Annotated in this window: 16 protein-coding genes; 10 read left to right on the top strand and 6 right to left on the bottom strand. The window is 33.1% G+C overall.

From position 1 onward, the window contains the following. Nucleotides 1-311 precede the first annotated feature (311 nt). The 4 genes from rocF to glmM all read left to right on the top strand — a co-directional run bounded on the left by rocF (nt 312) and on the right by glmM (nt 4,480). On the top strand, nt 312-1,217 hold the full coding sequence (rocF, locus tag AST02_RS09895) for an arginase (RefSeq protein ID WP_046466187.1): 906 nt from the start codon (nt 312-314) through the stop codon (nt 1,215-1,217). 137 nt (nt 1,218-1,354) lie between these two features. Next, a complete protein-coding gene (gene cdaA, locus AST02_RS09900) occupies nt 1,355-2,161 on the top strand; it encodes a diadenylate cyclase CdaA (protein ID WP_046466186.1) in 807 nt (268 codons plus the stop codon). 1 nt (nt 2,162) lies between these two features. Then, entirely contained in the window at nt 2,163-3,095 is a 933-nt protein-coding gene (locus tag AST02_RS09905) for a CdaR family protein (protein ID WP_046466185.1), read from the top strand. 29 nt (nt 3,096-3,124) lie between these two features. Further along, nucleotides 3,125-4,480: a phosphoglucosamine mutase gene (gene glmM / locus AST02_RS09910; RefSeq protein WP_069817656.1), complete on the top strand. Its 1,356-nt coding sequence runs from the start codon at nt 3,125-3,127 to the stop codon at nt 4,478-4,480. Between the two features lie 98 nt (nt 4,481-4,578). Here the strand turns inward: glmM and AST02_RS09915 are convergent, their stop codons facing one another. Genes AST02_RS09915 through AST02_RS09930 form a run of 4 tightly spaced genes read right to left on the bottom strand, consistent with a single transcriptional unit; the run spans nt 4,579 to nt 9,742 of the window. Beyond that, on the bottom strand, nt 4,579-5,682 hold the full coding sequence (locus AST02_RS09915) for a mannitol-1-phosphate 5-dehydrogenase (protein ID WP_069817657.1): 1,104 nt from the start codon (nt 5,680-5,682) through the stop codon (nt 4,579-4,581). Beyond that, nucleotides 5,682-6,116: a PTS sugar transporter subunit IIA gene (locus AST02_RS09920; protein ID WP_046466182.1), complete on the bottom strand. Its 435-nt coding sequence runs from the start codon at nt 6,114-6,116 to the stop codon at nt 5,682-5,684. The genes AST02_RS09915 and AST02_RS09920 overlap by 1 nt, the downstream gene beginning before the upstream one ends. Nucleotides 6,117-6,121: 5 nt before the next feature. Further along, nucleotides 6,122-8,152 carry a BglG family transcription antiterminator gene (locus AST02_RS09925; RefSeq protein WP_069817658.1) on the bottom strand — a complete coding sequence of 677 codons (2,031 nt, stop codon included), beginning with the start codon at nt 8,150-8,152 and terminating at the stop codon, nt 6,122-6,124. Nucleotides 8,153-8,188: 36 nt separating this feature from the next. Beyond that, nucleotides 8,189-9,742, bottom strand: a complete 1,554-nt coding sequence (locus tag AST02_RS09930) for a PTS mannitol transporter subunit IICB (protein ID WP_069817659.1) — start codon at nt 9,740-9,742, stop codon at nt 8,189-8,191. Nucleotides 9,743-10,407: 665 nt separating this feature from the next. On the opposite strand from AST02_RS09930, the gene glmS reads away from it, so the two are divergent. From glmS to AST02_RS09955, 5 genes are all read left to right on the top strand, one after another. Next, a complete protein-coding gene (gene glmS, locus AST02_RS09935; RefSeq protein ID WP_069817660.1) occupies nt 10,408-12,213 on the top strand; it encodes a glutamine--fructose-6-phosphate transaminase (isomerizing) in 1,806 nt (601 codons plus the stop codon). A 301-nt stretch (nt 12,214-12,514) separates the two neighbouring features. Further along, nucleotides 12,515-13,465: a DNA/RNA non-specific endonuclease gene (locus tag AST02_RS09940; RefSeq protein ID WP_069817661.1), complete on the top strand. Its 951-nt coding sequence runs from the start codon at nt 12,515-12,517 to the stop codon at nt 13,463-13,465. A gap of 257 nt (nt 13,466-13,722) precedes the next feature. Beyond that, nucleotides 13,723-14,082: a DUF2200 domain-containing protein gene (locus AST02_RS09945; RefSeq protein WP_069817662.1), complete on the top strand. Its 360-nt coding sequence runs from the start codon at nt 13,723-13,725 to the stop codon at nt 14,080-14,082. Between the two features lie 58 nt (nt 14,083-14,140). Further along, a complete protein-coding gene (locus tag AST02_RS09950) occupies nt 14,141-14,923 on the top strand; it encodes an ABC transporter ATP-binding protein (RefSeq protein WP_069817663.1) in 783 nt (260 codons plus the stop codon). A gap of 67 nt (nt 14,924-14,990) precedes the next feature. Further along, nucleotides 14,991-15,845 (top strand): HAD family hydrolase, encoded by an 855-nt coding sequence (locus AST02_RS09955; RefSeq protein WP_069817664.1) that lies wholly within the window; start codon nt 14,991-14,993, stop codon nt 15,843-15,845. A gap of 212 nt (nt 15,846-16,057) precedes the next feature. Here AST02_RS09955 and AST02_RS09960 read toward each other — a convergent pair whose 3' ends face one another. Continuing rightward, nucleotides 16,058-17,197 (bottom strand): hypothetical protein, encoded by a 1,140-nt coding sequence (locus tag AST02_RS09960; RefSeq protein ID WP_069817665.1) that lies wholly within the window; start codon nt 17,195-17,197, stop codon nt 16,058-16,060. Between the two features lie 131 nt (nt 17,198-17,328). Here AST02_RS09960 and AST02_RS09965 point away from each other — a divergent pair, with 131 nt between their 5' ends. Further along, the gene (locus AST02_RS09965; RefSeq protein ID WP_046466173.1) at nt 17,329-18,060 is read left to right on the top strand and encodes a metallophosphoesterase family protein; all 732 of its coding nucleotides are present in this window, start codon (nt 17,329-17,331) and stop codon (nt 18,058-18,060) included. Between the two features lie 105 nt (nt 18,061-18,165). Here AST02_RS09965 and czrB read toward each other — a convergent pair whose 3' ends face one another. Beyond that, nucleotides 18,166-19,137, bottom strand: coding sequence for a CDF family zinc efflux transporter CzrB (gene czrB / locus AST02_RS09970; protein WP_069817666.1), 972 nt, complete (start codon nt 19,135-19,137; stop codon nt 18,166-18,168). Between the last annotated feature and the right edge of the window lie 15 nt (nt 19,138-19,152).

Below are 19,152 nucleotides of genomic sequence, written 5' to 3' on the forward strand. Positions count from 1 at the left end.
TTCGAGCCCACTATGGCTCACTCTATAGCATTTCTCTTATGAGAAATGCTTTTTTTGTGTTGAAAATTAAAACTTCTGAAAATCTTTAAATGGTAATATAATAAAGAAATGTCAAAAAAATTCCTATACATTTTTATGATTAGAATAGTATGTAAAAGGCAATATAAGACCTTTTTATGAATTATAAATCATTATACTGGTTTTATATGTAAAATGACGATTTTATAAAAAAATTATGATATTACATTAACTTGAAACATAAAGCGCTTTCGATTATTCTAGTAACAGATGAAAACAAAGGGGTTTTTAACATGAATAAAAAAATAGAAATAATTGGAGCACCATCAACATATGGTCAAAGGAAATTAGGGGTTAACTTTGGTCCAGATGCTATACGATATGCAGGCATTGTTGATCGTATTAGAGCGATAGGTTTATCCGTTGTAGATTCTGGTAATATTGAAGTACCAGCAATTGATTTAGATAAGTTTAATTCAGAGCAAGAAGGCTTACGAAATTTAGACGAAATTATTACTGTTTCTAACAACTTAAGTGAAGCAGTATCAAATAGTATTGAAAAAAATAATTTTCCATTGATTCTTGGAGGAGATCATTCAATTGCTATAGGTTCAATATCTGGCGTAAGTAAACACTATGATAACTTAGGCGTTATTTGGTACGACGCACATGGAGATTTAAATGTACCCGAAGAATCACCATCAGGTAATATACATGGTATGCCATTACGTGTACTTGCTGGAGATGGGGATGAGCGCTTAGTTAATATTTCAAATTATACACCTAAAGTGAAACCAGAAAACATCGTTCTTATAGGAATGAGAGATTTAGACGATGGCGAACGCCGTTACATAAAAGAAAATAATATTAAAACTTATACTATGGCGGAAGTTGATAGATATGGTATTAACCAAGTTATAGATGAAACGATAGAATATCTAGAACCTAAAACAGACGGTATACATTTATCATTAGATGTCGACGCGTTGGATCCTGTTGAAACGCCAGGAACAGGCACTAGAGTCTTAGGTGGTTTGACATATAGAGAAAGTCATTTTGCATTAGAGTTATTACATAACTCGAAGTGTGTGACTTCTATGGATATAGTTGAAGTTAACCCATTAATAGATCACACCAATGATACAGCTAAACAAGCGGTTGGTTTAGTAGGTAGTTTCTTTGGAGAAACGCTTCTATAATTAGTAATGAAACTGATATGGATTATATCCATATCAGTTTTTTTAATTTTTATTATAAAATTAAATACTAAATATGACAGTTGGCTTTATGATTGGTATAATATATAACATGGGAACAGATAACCGGAGGAGATGTTATGGATTTATCCAACTTTTTTGATGACTGGAGTACAGTAAAAATAATTGCAAGTGTACTCGATTTGCTCATAGTATGGTATGTACTTTATCTTCTCATTACAGTTTTTAAAGGTACCAAAGCCATTCAACTATTAAAAGGAATTGTCGTAATAGTTATTGGTCAACAAGTGAGTAAAATGTTAAATTTAACAGCCACAGCCAAATTGTTTGATGTAGTTATTCAATGGGGTGTGTTAGCTTTAATCGTAATATTCCAACCAGAAATTAGACGTGCATTAGAACAACTTGGTCGTGGAAGTCTATTTAAACGCTATTCAACTAATTTAAATAGTGATGAAGGAAAACTTATATCTTCTGTATCCAAAGCAGTGCAGTATATGGCAAAACGACGTATTGGTGCATTGATTGTTTTTGAAAATGAAACAGGATTACAAGATTATATCGAAACTGGTATTGCCATGAACTCGGAAATATCACAAGAACTTTTAACAAACGTGTTCGTGCCTAATACACCTTTACATGATGGCGCGATGATTATACAAGAAAATAAAATTGCAAGTGCTGCAAGTTATTTACCATTATCAGATAGTGCCAAGATTGCTAAAAGCCTAGGTACAAGACATAGAGCGGCAGTTGGTATTTCTGAAGTATCCGATGCTTTTACAGTTATTGTGTCTGAAGAAACAGGATCAATTTCTGTTACATTTGATGGTAAATTAAGAAAAGATATTTCTAACGAAGCTTTTGAAGAATTATTGGCTGAACATTGGTTTGGCACACACTTTAACAAGAAAGGTGTGAAATAATATGTTAGAAAGTAAGTGGGGATTAAGGTTAATCGCACTTGTATTAGCGTTAGTATTTTTCTTATCAGTTAATAATATGTTTGGTAATATTTTTAATGCTGATAACTTAGGACAGAAATCTTCAGAAACAATTGAAGATGTACCTGTTCAAGTGAAGTATGACAACACATCATTGTATGCTAGTGAAGTTCCAAATAAAGTAGATGTAGAAATATCTGGACCACAATCACAAGTACTGAAGGCTGAAAATGGTGAAAGTATCAAAGCCGTATTAGACTTGAGTGAAGAAAAAGCAGGTAAGCATACTACACAATTCCAAGTGAATGGGTTAAATAAAGATATTGATTATAATGTGAAACCGAAAGAAACAACAATAAATCTGGAAGAGAAAGTAAGCAAAACATTAAAAGTAGAACCAGATGTAAGTAATAATGATTTGGATTCGGAATATAAAGTGAATGAACAGAGCGTATCACCAGAAACTGTTAAAGTGACTGGCGGTAAAAATCAAATTGATAAAATTGCTTATTTAAAAGCAACATATAAAAATAAAAGTAAAATTTCTAAAGACACAACAGATGTTGCACAAATTACAGCATTTGATAGAAACTTAAATAAAATTGATGTGATGGTTCAACCAAATGAAGTCAATCTAAGTGTGAAAGTAGAAGACTATAGTAAAAAAGTGAAAGTAAAAACTAAAGCAGTAGGCTCATTATCAAACGGTCGTGAAGTAGATAATATCGAAGTAGATAATGAGGAAGTTGAAATTTATGGTAATAAAGAAGATCTAGAAGATATTGATGAAATTACAGCCAATATTGATTTGGATAATGTGGCAGGTTCTACTGAAAAAGATATTACATTTGAAGTGCCTGATAAGGTTACTAAAGTAAGTCCTAAAGATACAACTGCAACAATTACAGTCAAATAGATTTTTTTAAAATAAAGGAGATATATATAATGGCAAAATATTTTGGAACAGACGGCGTAAGGGGCGTAGCTAATAAAGAACTTACCCCTGAACTTGCATTTAAATTAGGACGCTACGGTGGTTACGTATTAGCACATAATGAAGGGGAAAAGCACCCTAAAGTACTCGTTGGTAGAGATACGCGTGTTTCTGGAGAAATGTTAGAATCTGCTTTAATTGCAGGACTTATTTCAATTGGTGCAGAGGTAATGCGTTTAGGTGTTATATCAACGCCAGGAGTTGCTTATTTAACTCGTGCAATGGAAGCTGATTTAGGTGTTATGATTTCTGCTTCTCATAATCCAGTTCCAGATAATGGTATTAAATTCTTCGGCTCAGATGGTTTTAAATTGTCAGACGACCAAGAACAAGAAATAGAAACACTTTTAGATCAAGAAAATCCTGACTTACCTCGACCAATTGGAGAAGATATCGTTCATTACTCTGACTATTTTGAAGGTAGTCAAAAATACATCAGTTATTTAAAATCAACAGTAGATGTAAATCTAGATGGTATGAAAATTGGCTTAGATGGAGCGAATGGCTCTACTTCATCATTAGCACCATTTTTATTCGGAGATTTAGAAGCAGATACTGTGACAGTTGGATGTAATCCAGATGGTTATAATATAAATAAAGAGGTTGGTTCAACACATCCTGAAACTTTAGCTAAGGAAGTTGTAGAATCTGAATGTGACTTTGGACTTGCTTTTGATGGTGATGGAGATAGACTTATCGCTATTGATGAAAATGGAGAAATCGTTGATGGTGATCAGATTATGTTTATTATTGGACAAGCGATGTCTAAAAATCGTGAACTTAACAACAACATGATTGTTTCAACAGTGATGAGTAATTTAGGTTTTTATAAAGCTTTAGAAAATGAAGGTATTCAATCAAACAAAACTAAAGTTGGAGACCGCTATGTTGTTGAAGAAATGAGAAGAGGCAATTATAATTTAGGTGGCGAACAGTCTGGTCATATTGTGCTTATGGATTATAATACGACTGGTGACGGCTTATTAACAGGTGTACAGTTGGCAAGTGTTATTAAAATGACTGGTAAGAGTTTAAGTCAACTTGCAGGCCAAATGAAAAAATATCCTCAATCATTAGTCAATGTGCGTGTTACAGATAAATATCGTGTAGAAGAAAACATTGATGTTCAAGAAGTAATGACAAGAGTAGAAGTAGAAATGAATGGAGAAGGCCGTATATTAGTAAGACCTTCAGGTACAGAACCACTTGTTCGTGTAATGGTTGAAGCTTCAACTGATGAAGATGCACAACGTTTCGCGCAAACAATTGCAGATGTTGTACAAGATAAAATGGGATTAGACGAATAAACAAATTCCAATTTTGATAAAAATAAAAAAGCTTGGAACAAGGTTTTAACCCTTGTTCCAAGCTTTTTTTGTTACTATTTTACAGCAATTTCAAAATATTACAGTACGTTGTATGCTTGAACAATTTCTGTAGTTAATTGATCATCGATTTTAGCATAATCTTTTAAGAATGATTCAACACCGTGTGCTTTAATATAATCATTTTTCTCCACTGTTTCTGAATCGTTTGTGTCATCATATTTTAACAACAACGCAGCTGCTTTAACTAAACCGTCATGGGCTAAATTATTTTGATATAAATAATTTAATGGCTTAATGATACGATCTTGAGGCCCTATTTTACGAATTGTGCCACGACCGACACGTGTAACTTCGTCCGATAAGTTAGGATTTTTAAAACGACCAATAATTTTTTCAACGTACTGTGCTTGTTCATTTTCTGTGAAATCAAATTGACTTGTAATATACTGGCTTGTTTCTTTAAGAACTTTATCTAAATCATGTTTAATATGCTCATCGTTAATAGCATCTAATACTGTAGGTTGATTAAAGTATCGACCTGCATAAGCTAAGTAAGCATGACCAGTATTTACAGTTAGCAGTTTTCTTTCAATATATGGTGTTAAGTTATCTACATATTTAATGTGATTTAATTCTGGACCGAACCATGCATCTTTTTCGATAACCCACTCATAAAATGGTTCAACTACGACATCTAAAATATTTTCATTCTTTTGCATTGGTACGATTCTATCAACTGCTGAATTAGCAAAATGGATATGGTCGTCTAAAGGACCAGTTATATCTAGAATCGCTTTTTTCAAAGTGTTCGTAGCCATAATAGCATTTTCACAGGCCACAATATTTACAGGCGTTTCTTTTTCTTTTAAATAGGGCGCAAATGATTTAGCAATAATTGGTAAGATATTAACGCCAACAGCAGTTGTAATTAAGTCTGCTTCTAAGACTGCTTCTTTCAAACTTTCGGAAAGGGAACCTGAATCAATTGCATCAACGTTATGCACGCGTGTTGTTGTTTGAGCTTCATCAGCTAAAATGACATCATACTCTTGTTTTTCATCTAAAGCATTGATAATATCAGCGTTCACATCTGCAAATGTTACTTTAACGTCATTATCTGCTAAGATGTAACCGATAAAACCTCTGCCTATGTTACCTGCACCAAAGTGTAATGCTTTCATTATGCATCAGCCTCCTCAAAGACTTGTTTAATTTCTTCTGCAGATGAAGCTTTAACAATACGCTCCACATTTTCTTCTTCACTAAACGTAATGGCAATTTTAGAAAGTAAGTCTAAATGTTCACCATCTTTACCTGCAATTCCGACCACGACTTTAACTTCTTCGCCATCCCAATCGACACCTTCAGGAATTTGAATTAATGTCAAACCTGATTTTAAGACGCTTGCTTTAGCTTCGTCAGTACCATGTGGAATTGCTAAGCCATTACCCATGAAAGTCGTAACGACTTGTTCACGGTCTTTCATTGCTTGAATATAGGCTTCTGTCACGGCACCACTTGAAACTAAGGCTTGTCCCGCTTTTTCGATTGCTTCGTTTTGGTCTTTCATTGATTGGTTAATAAAAATGTTTTCGTTACTGAATAATTCGCTCATTTTCTTCACTCCAAGTTTAATAGATTTTGTAATTGTATAAGATAACTCTGCTTTAAAATATCTAACAATTGTTCTGGATGTTGCATAAATTCATCAATATTGTCTAAATGTTCAACCATTTTTCCTGATATGTCACTGACAAGTTGTGACATCGTATCATCATGCGGTACAAACATATTTAATAAATAATTTACTGATAGATCGTCATTTTGATTACTCTTTAGCATGATAGGCTCATTTAAAATCGTAATTAAGATAAAAGGTTGTTGTATTATTTCATTCTTTAAATGAGGTATGGCTATCGGATATGGTTCCAAGACAAATCCTTGAGTATCCATATGATGCTTAAGGAGTTCAGCGAATGACTGACCATCTGTAATAATTTGATGAGATAATAAAGTTTCGGTTAAATAGGTGGTCCAATTAGAAACGCTTATATAGTCAATATATACTGAATCAATAAGTTCTAAACCTTTTCTGATATAAGATAGTTTAGCTTCAGGGTCCGGTATATTTTGATGTGTATAATCTAATGTGTCGCTTGGTTGTACGTCTTTTTGCATGTTTAGAAATGCAGCAACATGATTAATATCTGAATCAGGCAGTAGTGGATTTACAGTGATATAAGGTGTTGTAATGTCCAAATCTACCGTCGTGATAATCGCATCAAATTGTGTTGGATCTAATTCATTTAAATCTCCAACAGAAGCTTGTGTCGTTTTTTGAATCTCACTGAATGTTTGCTGTAATCGTGTAGCGAGTAAGCGACTTGTGCCAATACCACTACTACAAACAACTAAGACGCTATAAAATGGACTTCCTTGATTTTGAATAGCGCCACCAAAGTGCAACACAATAAATGCAATTTCACTATCTGGAAAATTAAAATCTGGCCAAATATGTGATAAACCTCGATGTACACTTTCAAAAAGTCTAGGGTATTTATGTTTAATCATTTCTGTTAATGGATTATATGTCTCAATGTTTGCGTTCAATCGATTAATTGCAGGGATAAGATGCAATTTCAAACCTTCACTCAGTGTATCCCAATCTTTAAAGTCTTGTTGTGAATATTTAGCAACAGAGTGAATAAGTTGATCTATACGAGCTTCATCCTTATTATCTTTAAAGACTTCTACAGATTCCTTACGTTTCGCACCGCGTAAATGGATTGTAATAAAGGTTACTTCTGCTTGATTGAACTGCACGCCATAAATATGTTCTAAATGTAAGGCGAGTGCAGCAGCTACTTTATGTTCAAATGAATCTTTAACATTATTATAGATATCATTATTTAGCGCAACGTATTCACCATTGAGCATACGATCGATACTTAATACGATATGCACAGTCAATGTGAGATAACTAGATTCAGTCAATGAATAGGGGAGTTGATCTAAATGATCCATAAGTATACGTTCTACTTGGAAAATCTTATCCATATCTACCATTGCCAGTTGAGATTGGTTAATGGATTGGTAGACAAAATGATTTTCAATCACTGAATAGACACTCGTACTATTTAAATTATTGACCATAAGTTGACTTAATAATTCACGTTTTTTTGATTCAGCACCATTTAAATGAATACCTTCACCGCGTTTTTTCTGTAATTTTAATTGATATTGATCAAGCTCGATGTCTAATTCATCCAAAAGTTTGGTTAACGTCTGTGTAGATACACCAATTTCATGTGCTAAGCCATATTGCTTGATAGGTTCTTTAGCTTGAATCAAAGCATATAAAATAATAACTTTTTGTTCTTCTTGAGATAAATCAATTGTATTTTGTTGTGACAGTACATTTTTCAGTGAGGTCACTGCATGCTCATCTGCATCTAGTTGTATACCTTTTTTAGTTACACGTTCTAATTTAATATTAAAAGTATTTATAAATGACTCAATTGATTTTAACTCTCTATGAATAGTACGAGAGGATACAGCTAGATGTTGAGCAATGTCATAAATCGTGACATATTGACCGTGATACTTAATTAACATTTCGATAATTTCTTTTTCACGTGTACTCAAAAACATAGTCATACCCTCCAGTATTATTCTATATAATTTTAATTAATTTTCGTCTCGCTTAAGATTTTCAAGTAATTCATCATATCTAGGTGAATTTAAGAAATTGTCTACTGAAATATGAATTGCATTAGGTGCTTGTTTAATTGCTCTATCAGTAAGTTTTTTCTGTGTAATAACAAGTTGTGCATCCTCAGGTAATTGATTGATTGCGGTATTTGAAACATCCACATCTTGGATACCTGCTTTTTTAAATTTATTGCGTAACATACTTGCACCCATAGCACTTGAACCCATACCAGCATCACAAGCGAATATAGCATGGTTTACTTTACTATAATCATGCGCATGTACATTTTCTGTATCATAATTATCTAATAAGTCTTCTTCAGATTGTGCTTCACTACTTTCAGTATCTGCAGATGTAGCTGCAGCACCAGAGCCAGTCGTTCCAACAGTATTATTATCTTTATTCCCTGTTAGTTTAGAAGATACACTTGATTTTTTACCTTTAGTAGATTCCATTTTTTCTGTCGCAGCTTCTAAATCTTCATCAGGTTCTTTTGTGAATTTCAAGATGATGGCAGCAACGATGAATGAAACTAAGGCTGCGAGTACTACACCGATAAGCATGTGTAAAAATTCGCCTTTAGGTGCGTTCAGAACATAGACAATAAAGGAGCCGGGTGAAGCTGGGCTCTTGAATCCAAAGTCAAATAGTGAATAAGTAGCAACGCCTGTCATACCACCTAAAATTACAGCTACGAATAGTAACGGACGCATTAATACGTAAGGGAAGTAAATTTCATGAATACCACCTAAGAAGTGGATAATACCAGCACCGTAAGATGTTGCTCTTGCAGTTCCAGTACCAAAAATCATATAAGCAACTAAAATACCTAAACCAGGTCCAGGGTTAGATTCAATTGTATATAAAATGGATTGACCAGCAGAAGCTGCCTGATCGGCACCAAGTGGCGTAAACACGCCATGGTTGATTGCATTATTTAAGAATACGATTTTTGCAGGTTCTACTATAATACTCACTAATGGAAGTAAATGTGCATGTACTAACGTTTCAACTGCTAATGAAAGGATGTACATAATGAATTCCATAATTGGTGCTAAAAGTTTGAAACCTAGGATAGTCATTATAAAACCTAAAATACCAGCAGAGAAGTTATTGAATAACATTTCAAAGCCTTGTGGTGTTCTCGGTTGAATAAATTCGTCAGTTTTTTTCATTAACCAACCAACGAGAGGCCCCATAATCATTGCACCAAGTAACATTGGTGTATCCGGTAAAGCAACGATAACCCCCATTGTTGCTACAGCAGCAATAATACCGCCACGCATTTCATGAATTAAACGTCCACCACTATAAGCAATAAGTAATGGAATCAAGTATGAAATCATTGGTCCAGATAATTCACTTAAATCTTTATTTGGCCACCAACCACCATCAATGAAAATAGCAGCGATAAAACCCCATGCGATAAATGCGCCAATGTTTGGCATGATCATACTACTAAGAAACGACCCAAATGCCTGGACTTTGCGTCCAATACCTTTGTTTTCTTTAGTCTCTGTTTGTGACATAAATTGCACCTCTTTTTCTCTTTTTATTTATAAGTTCATTGTATGGCTGTTCACATTAATAAACAACTTAAAGTAATTTCAATTTTGTCATAGAGTTTTTGACAACTTTACGACAGTTATCTAATATGAAAAACAAAGTGAAATACGTAGTGTAACAACATATAAAAAATTTTTTAAGTGGTTGTAAAAATAATGTTAATAAATGATTTGCAATCAGTATTGTTTACATTGTACAATAAGAATTATTGAGGGAAAGGAGGACAGTTAAATCGTTTAGTTCAATTATAGCGCCTGTGCAAGTGAAGTGATGAAATGTTAATTATTTAAGGTTTATAACAGAAATCTTAATAGACATGATATCAGTACTTGTAGACGAGGAGGATAGTTATCGAACCATCGGCGGATGCTATCCCGGATGTGGCTCATTCGTGAACTTATTAAGGAAAACATTAGGGCAACCTAGTGCACAAAGTTAATAAGATAGCCAAAAATAAAATAAAAATAATATTATAAGGTGTATGGGACTAATATGCCTATCTTAGACATGGATTCGCTTTTAAATAAACAAAGGCATCAGTCCGTCTATGATGGCATATACGCAATTGAACAGGTTCGTACACGCTGAACGTTCGTTCCCCATCACCATTACATTGGAGGAAAATTAAATGTGTGGAATTGTTGGATATATTGGGCATGATAATGCCAAAGAATTGTTATTAAAAGGTTTAGAAAAATTAGAATACAGAGGTTATGACTCTGCCGGTGTTGCAGTAGTGAATGACAAAGGTAATTCAGTATTTAAATCTAAAGGACGTATTGCTGAGCTTAGAAAAGTTGCAGATAGTGATGATACAGACGGTAATGTAGGTATCGGACATACACGTTGGGCGACACATGGTGTGCCGAATCATGAAAACTCACATCCGCATCAATCAACATCAGAACGATTTACACTTGTGCATAACGGTGTAATTGAAAATTATGAAGAACTTAAAAACGCATACTTAAAAGATGTTTCGTTTATCTCAGAAACAGATACAGAAGTGATTGTGCAATTAGTAGAATATTTCTCAAATACAGGACTTGCTACTGAAGCTGCATTTACAAAAGTAGTTTCTTTATTAGAAGGTTCTTATGCACTTGGCTTAATCGATAGTGAAGATAAAGATAAAATTTATGTAGCTAAAAACAAATCACCATTATTAATTGGCGTAGGCGATGACTTCAATGTGATTGCATCTGATGCAATGGCTATGTTACAAGTTACGAACCAATATAAAGAAATTCACGATCATGAAATTGTAATCGTTAAACGTGATGAAGTTATTATTAAAAATCAAGATGGCACTGTTCAAGAAAGAGAAGCTTATACAGCACAAATTGATGCAGCTGATACTGAAAAAGGTGTTTATGACCACTACATGCTAAAAGAAATTCATGAACAACCAGCAGTAATGCGTCGTATTATTCAAGAATACCAAGATGAAGAAGGTAACTTGAAAATGGATGAAGACATCATCAAAGATGTTGCAGCAGCGGATCGTATTTATATTATTGCTGCAGGTACAAGTTATCATGCAGGTTTAGTAGGTAAAGAATTTATTGAAAAATGGGCTGGCGTTCCTACTGAAGTTCATGTTTCTTCAGAATTTGTGTATAACACGCCGTTACTTTCTGAAAAACCATTATTTATTTATATTTCACAATCGGGTGAAACAGCAGACAGTCGTGCGGTATTAGTTGAAATGAACAGATTAGGTCACAAATCGTTAACAGTTACGAATGTTGCAGGATCAACGTTATCACGTGAATCTAACCATACATTACTATTACATGCAGGTCCGGAAATAGCTGTTGCTTCAACAAAAGCATACACAGCGCAAATTGCAGTACTTTCTATTTTTGCAAAAATCGTAGCAAGAGAACGTGGTAAAGAAGTAGATGTAAGTTTATTACGTGAATTAGCTAAAGTAACAACTGCAATCGAAGCGATTGTAGATGACGCAGATGTTATGGAACAAATTGCAACAGATTTCTTAAGAACTACGCGTAATGCATTCTTTATCGGTCGTACAGTAGACTATAATGTGAGTCTAGAAGGTGCTTTAAAACTTAAAGAAATTTCATATATCCAAGCAGAAGGATTTGCTGGTGGAGAATTAAAACATGGTACGATTGCGTTAATTGAAGAAGGCACACCTGTGATTGCATTAGCAACACAAGAAAAAGTTAACTTATCTATTCGCGGTAATGTGAAAGAAGTTGCAGCACGTGGCGCAAACCCATGTATTATTTCAATGGATGGTTTAAACAAAGACGGCGATACTTACGTTATTCCAAAAGTATATGAACTGTTAACACCATTAGTTTCTGTAGTAACAATGCAACTCATTTCTTATTACGCATCATTACACAGAGATTTAGACGTAGACAAACCACGTAACTTAGCAAAATCAGTTACAGTAGAATAAATAAAAATCAAATTATAAATCTTTGTTTATATAACAAAAAGGCTGAATCTATTAGTGATTCAGCCTTTTTATTATGTAGTAAATTTAGTGAAATATATTGATCTTTTTCAAAAGAATTAGGCATAAAATAATTATAAACAATTGTAGCATAACTAAAACAAAAGTAATGTTATTCCTGTATAATAGGAAATAAATAATATCATACAAAAATACATAAAAAGTTGTAAGTACTACAATGTTCGAGATTATAATTTTGAGGGTTTTGAATGATTAACAAGTAACATAATAGGAGCGAACTAAAATGAAAAAAATAAAATATTTAGTCTTACTTTTAATGTCTGTTTTTATTGTTGGTTGTGCCAATGGAGAAAATACATCTTCTGCCGATAAAGAGACAGATGCTAAGGTAGTCACAGATTTAAAAAGTGAAAAAGAAGAAACAACTACCAAGGTAAAGAATGAAAACAAATCAGAAGAACCTCAAGTAGAAGGTGAAACGACAACTGAAGCTAGTGATGATACGTTTCCAGGCTACAAAAAAATTGAAGTCGATGGTGGTGATTTGTCTGGGAATCGTGACGCGAATGTCGTTGTAGATATCGGTTATGGCGATCGAAAATATTGGGCGTTCACTAACGAACACGGGCAATTGACACGAGTTATCGCAGATGAAATTAAAATACAAGATGATGAGACAGAGGATGTGTTATCCTCTGGTAGATATTATGCTGATGAGGCGAAGGTACCTGGTGTTGAAAGTGATGACTTAGACGAAGGACACATTATTGCTGACTCACTTGGTGGCGTGTCGAATGCTTATAATATTACTCCACAAGATAGTACGCTAAACCGACATGGTGATCAAGCTTATCTCGAAAAGACTATCCGAGAAGCGGGTGGAGCTACTAATTTTGAAGCTAATATTACTTATCCCGATACCGAAACCCAAATCCCTTCTAGCTATCAATTTACTTATACTATAAATGGAAACGAAGTAACAGATTCATTTGATAATGTGAACCCTGATGAATTAAATGAGTCACTTGGGTTAACTGGTAATAAGGAACCTGAGTCCGAGCCAGCAACTTCAACGGGGGATGAAGGAGCAGTTGCGGACGTTGATTCTGATGGTAATGGACAAGTGACAATTGCAGAGGCAGAAGCTGCAGGGTTCAGTATGCCAATAAATAGTGATCATTGGTTGTATGCACATATGGACGATCGAGATAATGATGGGGTCGTAGGTGAATAGTATTTCATTGTTTTAGTGAAATACTAAATAAATGATATAAGTTTAATTCTATACTGATATTATAGTGACGATTAAAGAAAAGTTTGTTGCTGTATATGCATTACTTTCATAAAAGGCTGGTTGCTTTTGCAAACCCGCCTTTTATTTTTGATTTTGAAAGGTATATAGTATTCATATTATTTTCAAATTATAAGTCGTTCTATTATGCTAAGATTACTATAAAATTTATTAAGAGAGACTAAGCGAGGTTGTTTAATATGACGAAATCGAAAATATATACGATGGCTTTCGGCTCTGTATATCCGCATCTGATTAAAAAAGTTGAAAAGAAAGCAAGAACTAAAGCTGAAGCAGATGAAGTTATTCGTTGGATGACAGGATATACGCAAGCACAAATAGATAAACTTGTTGTTGATGGTACGGATTATGAAACATTTATTTTACAAGCACCAGAGTTAAATCCTAATAGAACTAAAATTACAGGTGTCATATGTGGTACTAGAATTGAAAATATGGAGCCGTCAGTTATGAAAGAAATTAGATACTTAGATAAAATGATTGATGAACTTGCTAAAGGCAAAACTATTGAAAAAATATCTAGAGTCTCTCAATCATAAAGTGATTTAAATAAGTGTTTTAAAAATCAGTTGAAGTAATTAGAATAGGGGTGATTTCATGCTTGTTGACTTGAAAAACGTTGCAAGAAGAAAACAAGGGAAAGAAATAATTGAAAATGTGAGTTGGCAAATAAACGAAGGTGAAAAATGGATGTTATACGGTTTAAATGGCGCAGGTAAAACAACATTACTAAACATCTTAAATGCTTATGAACCACATACATCAGGGACGCTATCATTGTTTGGTATGCAACCAGGGAACAAAGGTTATTCTGCAGATAATGTACGTGATCAAATAGGGTTTGTTTCAAGCAGTTTAATGAATCGATTTCAAGATGGTGAAATTGTATTAGATGTAGTCATCAGCGGTATTTTTAAATCAATAGGCGTTTATAAAGAAGTGAAACCGACTCATATTGAAATGGCTAAGCGATATTTAGAGCAAATGGGCATGCGTCAATTTGAAAATCAATATTATGGTTATTTATCAACGGGTGAAAGACAAAAAGTATTGATTGCTAGAGCATTAATGGGTGATCCTAAATTACTGATTTTAGATGAACCTGCTTCAGGATTAGACTTTATAGCACGCGAAGATTTGCTCAGTGCACTTGATAAATTATATAAACAAAATCCAAAACTTGCGGTGATTTATGTTACACATTTTGTTGAAGAAATCACACAAGATATTCAACGCGGTTTTTTATTAAAGGATGGTACATGTTATAAGCAAGGAGAACTACAGTCTGTATTAAATAGTGACACTTTAAGTGATTTTTTCAATAGAGATGTGAGTGTGGTGTATCAAAATCACCGCTACTCACTATTTTTAAAACGATAACGCGTTGCGGAAAAGGAAATATAATGCCATAATTTAATACGATAACATGTGATGGAGGATTATTTTAATGGATAATGTGAGAGCAATATTTTTAGATATGGATGGTACGATTTTACATAAAGATAACCGAGTAGATACGGAAACAACTGAAGTGATTCAACAATTACGAAACCTTGGTTATAAAGTGTTCTTAGCAACTGGTAGAGCACATGACGAAATTCATTATTTGGTGCCCGAAACTTTTGAAGTAGATGGCATTATAAGTTCGAATGGAACGTTAGGTGTAGTGGAAAAAGAGACTATTTTTAAACATAGTCTTTCATATAATACAGTAAGTGAAGTTATTAAACGTGCAAAACAAGAAGCAATATATTATGAAATTTTCCCATTTGGTAGTGACCGTGTCGTGCTTAAAGAAGACGAAGCATGGGCGAAGGCATTATTTGAACCAGCAACACCACCAGGCAAAGTAGGAGAAAGTGAATGGACTTCTAGAAGAGAGTCTCTAAAAGGCAAAGTAGATTGGGAAGATGCTATTCCTGATACGTCATTTTCAAAAATTTATTTATTCTCACCTGATTATGAGAAAATTACTAATTTCCGTAACCAATTAATCGAGGATAAAACAGCATTACAAATCAGTGTATCAAATTCATCACGCTTTAATGCAGAGACTATGGCATTTAATACAGACAAAGGTACAGGCATTAAAGAAATGATCGAACACTTTGGTATTAATCAGGAAGAAACTTTAGTTATTGGTGATAGTGATAATGATAGAGCGATGTTTGAATTTGGACATTATACTGTTGCTATGAGAAATGCGAGACCTGAAATTCAGGCTTTAGCAAAAGATGTAACATCTTTAACAAATGAAGAAAATGGTGCGGCAGCATATTTAAAAGAACATTTCATAAAATAATTAACATAAAACTGATAGGTTTTCCTGAAAAAGGTTATCTATCAGTTTTTTAATATGTTCAAGAACTTTATAATAAATGATATAGATAGAGCGTACATAATAGGGGTTTAAAACTCTGCGGATAAATAAGCGGTATGAATGTATCGAAATATAAAAATTGCCAATGTAGACATTTAAAATGCTACATTGGCAATTCGTGTTTGTGAAATATATTATTTATCTGTTTTGTTAATTTGATCTTTTAAATCTGAAGTTTTATCTTTTGTAGTATCTTGAATATTATTACTTTTATCGTTTAAGTTATCTTTTGCATTTTCTTGGATATTATCTCTTTTATCACTTAGATTAGACTTCGTTTTTTCAGTAGTATTATTTACACTGTTTTCTATTTTTGAATCGTTGTTTGATTGTTTTTTAGAGTTCTTTTTATCTTTTTTAATTTCAGCTTTATCTATACCTTCACCATTGCGGTTATAATATTGAATAATCGCTAAAATATTCATATAGTAAACGGCTAATCTTACGATAATTACGATAATAGATACAATGTAAATTAAAATCATTGCGATAGTTTGTGAAATACCACCTGTTGAAATTGAAATTAATTGACTCACAGGGTTAGCAAGGATAATTACGATTAAGTTTAATAGTAATATACCAAGGTAGAATTTAAACCATGTTTTCTTACCATTTTTAACGCCCTTGAATCCACGTTTAACAGCTGCCCAAGCACCAACACTAGGATCTTTAACAAATGCTACAGTAAAGTTAATAATTACAATAGCAAAGAACCAGTAAATAAATGATTGAATAAAGACAGTGATTGTTGCTGCAATAATTTGGAATGTTAGTGAAAGACCAAGTGCATGATCAGAACTACTTAATGGACCTTGTAGTGCTTGGAATAATTGCATAATTCCTAAATTAAGCACTTGAGATATGAGTAAATTGAGCGCGAATAAAATTAGAATAAATAATAAAGTGAATAAAGCTAATTTTAAACTTTTAAGATATTTACCTTTTTTAAAGACAGAGAATAAATCTTTTAATTTAACCTTGTCTTTATTTAATGCTTTGTCTATAGTGTATATAGTTCCAGCTATTAAAGGGTAACCAATGAATACAAAAATCAACAGTGGAATCAGAATTGTTAGTATCAACATAAATATTGAACCACCAATTGGTTGTTGCATTGCCATCGACATTGCGAATTTATAAATTGCGGGTTGAACGGGTATAAACGATAAAATTGTTAAAGCAAATAATATGATAAAACTTACAATTGAAAACAGTATTGTTTTAGCATTTTGGGGTTTTACATTTTGCAAAGCTAGTTTATGATATTTAAACAAATTTTAAGCACTCCTTTTTAGTGATAACAATACGATATCAAAAAAATGAAGATTTTAAAATTAATAGGTAACAAATTGGCTATAAAATGTTAGAATATCCTAATGAGAAAAAGTTGAAAGGAGATATCATCATGAAATTTGCAATTATTACTGATGTACATGGAAATTTTGATGCATTAGAAACCGTTTTGGATGATATTGATAGAAGAGAAGGAATCAATAAAATATTTAATCTAGGCGATAATATCGGAGTTGGGCATGAAACAAATAAAGTGCTTGATGAAATTTTCGATAGAGATGATATGGAAGTCATTGCAGGTAATCATGATGAAGCGGTTATGTCGATCGTAAATGATACTCCTTATCCAGAAGACTTAAAGGATAAATTCTATGAGCATCATCAATGGATTGAAAGTCATTTAGATGAAGACTATTATGAGAAATTGGATGAATTACCACGCGTAATTGAGAAGACTTTTAATAATAAAAAAGTGTTGTTTATTCATTACGAAATCGCCAATGAGAAATTAAATACACCTATTGATGGGCAACCTTATAGTCCAATTGTTGAGCCGAGTGAAGAAAACGTTAAAGCATTATTTGAAGACAAGGATGCTGATTTAATTGTTTTTGGACATAATCATACAGTACATTTTTATGACGACAAATCTACTGTGTACTTTAACCCTGGTTCTGTAGGACTTAATAATGGCCCTTATGCAGTTTATGGTATTATAACGATTGATGAAAATGAATGCTCATGTGAACGTGTTAAAGTTCCATATGATAATGAAGAATTTATAAGAGGATTTAGTGAAAAGCAAGTACCAGCAAAAGATTTAATTTTTGATAAGTTCATTTAAATTATCAACGGTCTATTAAAAAATATAAGGTTTCATAAATAAAAAAGTGATTTTCCAATCGTATTTGGAAAATCACTTTTTTTAAATATTATTTAATATGAAAATTTAATGTGAGTGTGAATGATCAGTTGTTTGTTTTGAATAAATTGCAGAACATAAAATATTATTATCATGCAGATGATCAGTTGTTTCTAGTTGTATGGTCATATGTTGAATATTTAAGTGTTCTAATTTATGTTCTAATCTGTTTAAGAGCACTTCGCCTTCTTCAATAGTCATCGTATTTGGCACTACAGCATGACAACTTAAAGCATTCATTTCGTTTGAAATTGTCCAAATATGACAATCGTGGATATTTTTAATTTGTTCTTCTTCCGTAATCATAGAAAAGACTTGATTCAGATTAACATCACTTGGCGTACCTTCCATCAAGATATTGAGAGAAGACTTTGTGATGCCCCAGCTACTTCTAATAATCAGTACAGATACAATGATACTTGCAATAGGATCTGCGATTGTTAGGTTGAAACTCCATATAAGTACAGCAGCTATAATTGCACCAACTGACCCTAATAAATCTCCGAGTACATGGAGAAATGCGCCACGCATATTAATATTATGCGATGTGTCTCCGCCCTTAAACATTAAATAAGCGACTATTAGATTCACTATTAGTCCAGTAACACTAATTATAAACATTTCTGTGGATTGAACTTCTTGTGGGTTAAAGAAACGACCAATAGCTTCAACAATAATAATAATTCCTATAACGAATAATGTGACTCCATTAAATAACGCAGCCAATATTTCAAATCTTTTATAACCAAATGTTTTATGACGATTAGCGTGTCTTTCAGCATAAATAAATGCAAGAAGCGCTACACCTAAAGAAATCGTATCACTAAACATGTGTAGACCATCGGAGAGTAATGCCAAACTATTAGAAACAAAGCCGCCAATAATCTCAACAATCATAAAGATTCCAATAATTAGAAAACTAATAAGTAATATTTTTTTGTTATTTGTGTGTACATGACCATGTGCATGATTGTGTCCATGGTGTTCAGATTCAGACATGTCAAACGCCACCTT

Source organism: Staphylococcus equorum, assembly GCF_001747895.1.
GTDB classification, from domain to species: Bacteria; Bacillota; Bacilli; order Staphylococcales; family Staphylococcaceae; genus Staphylococcus; species Staphylococcus equorum_A.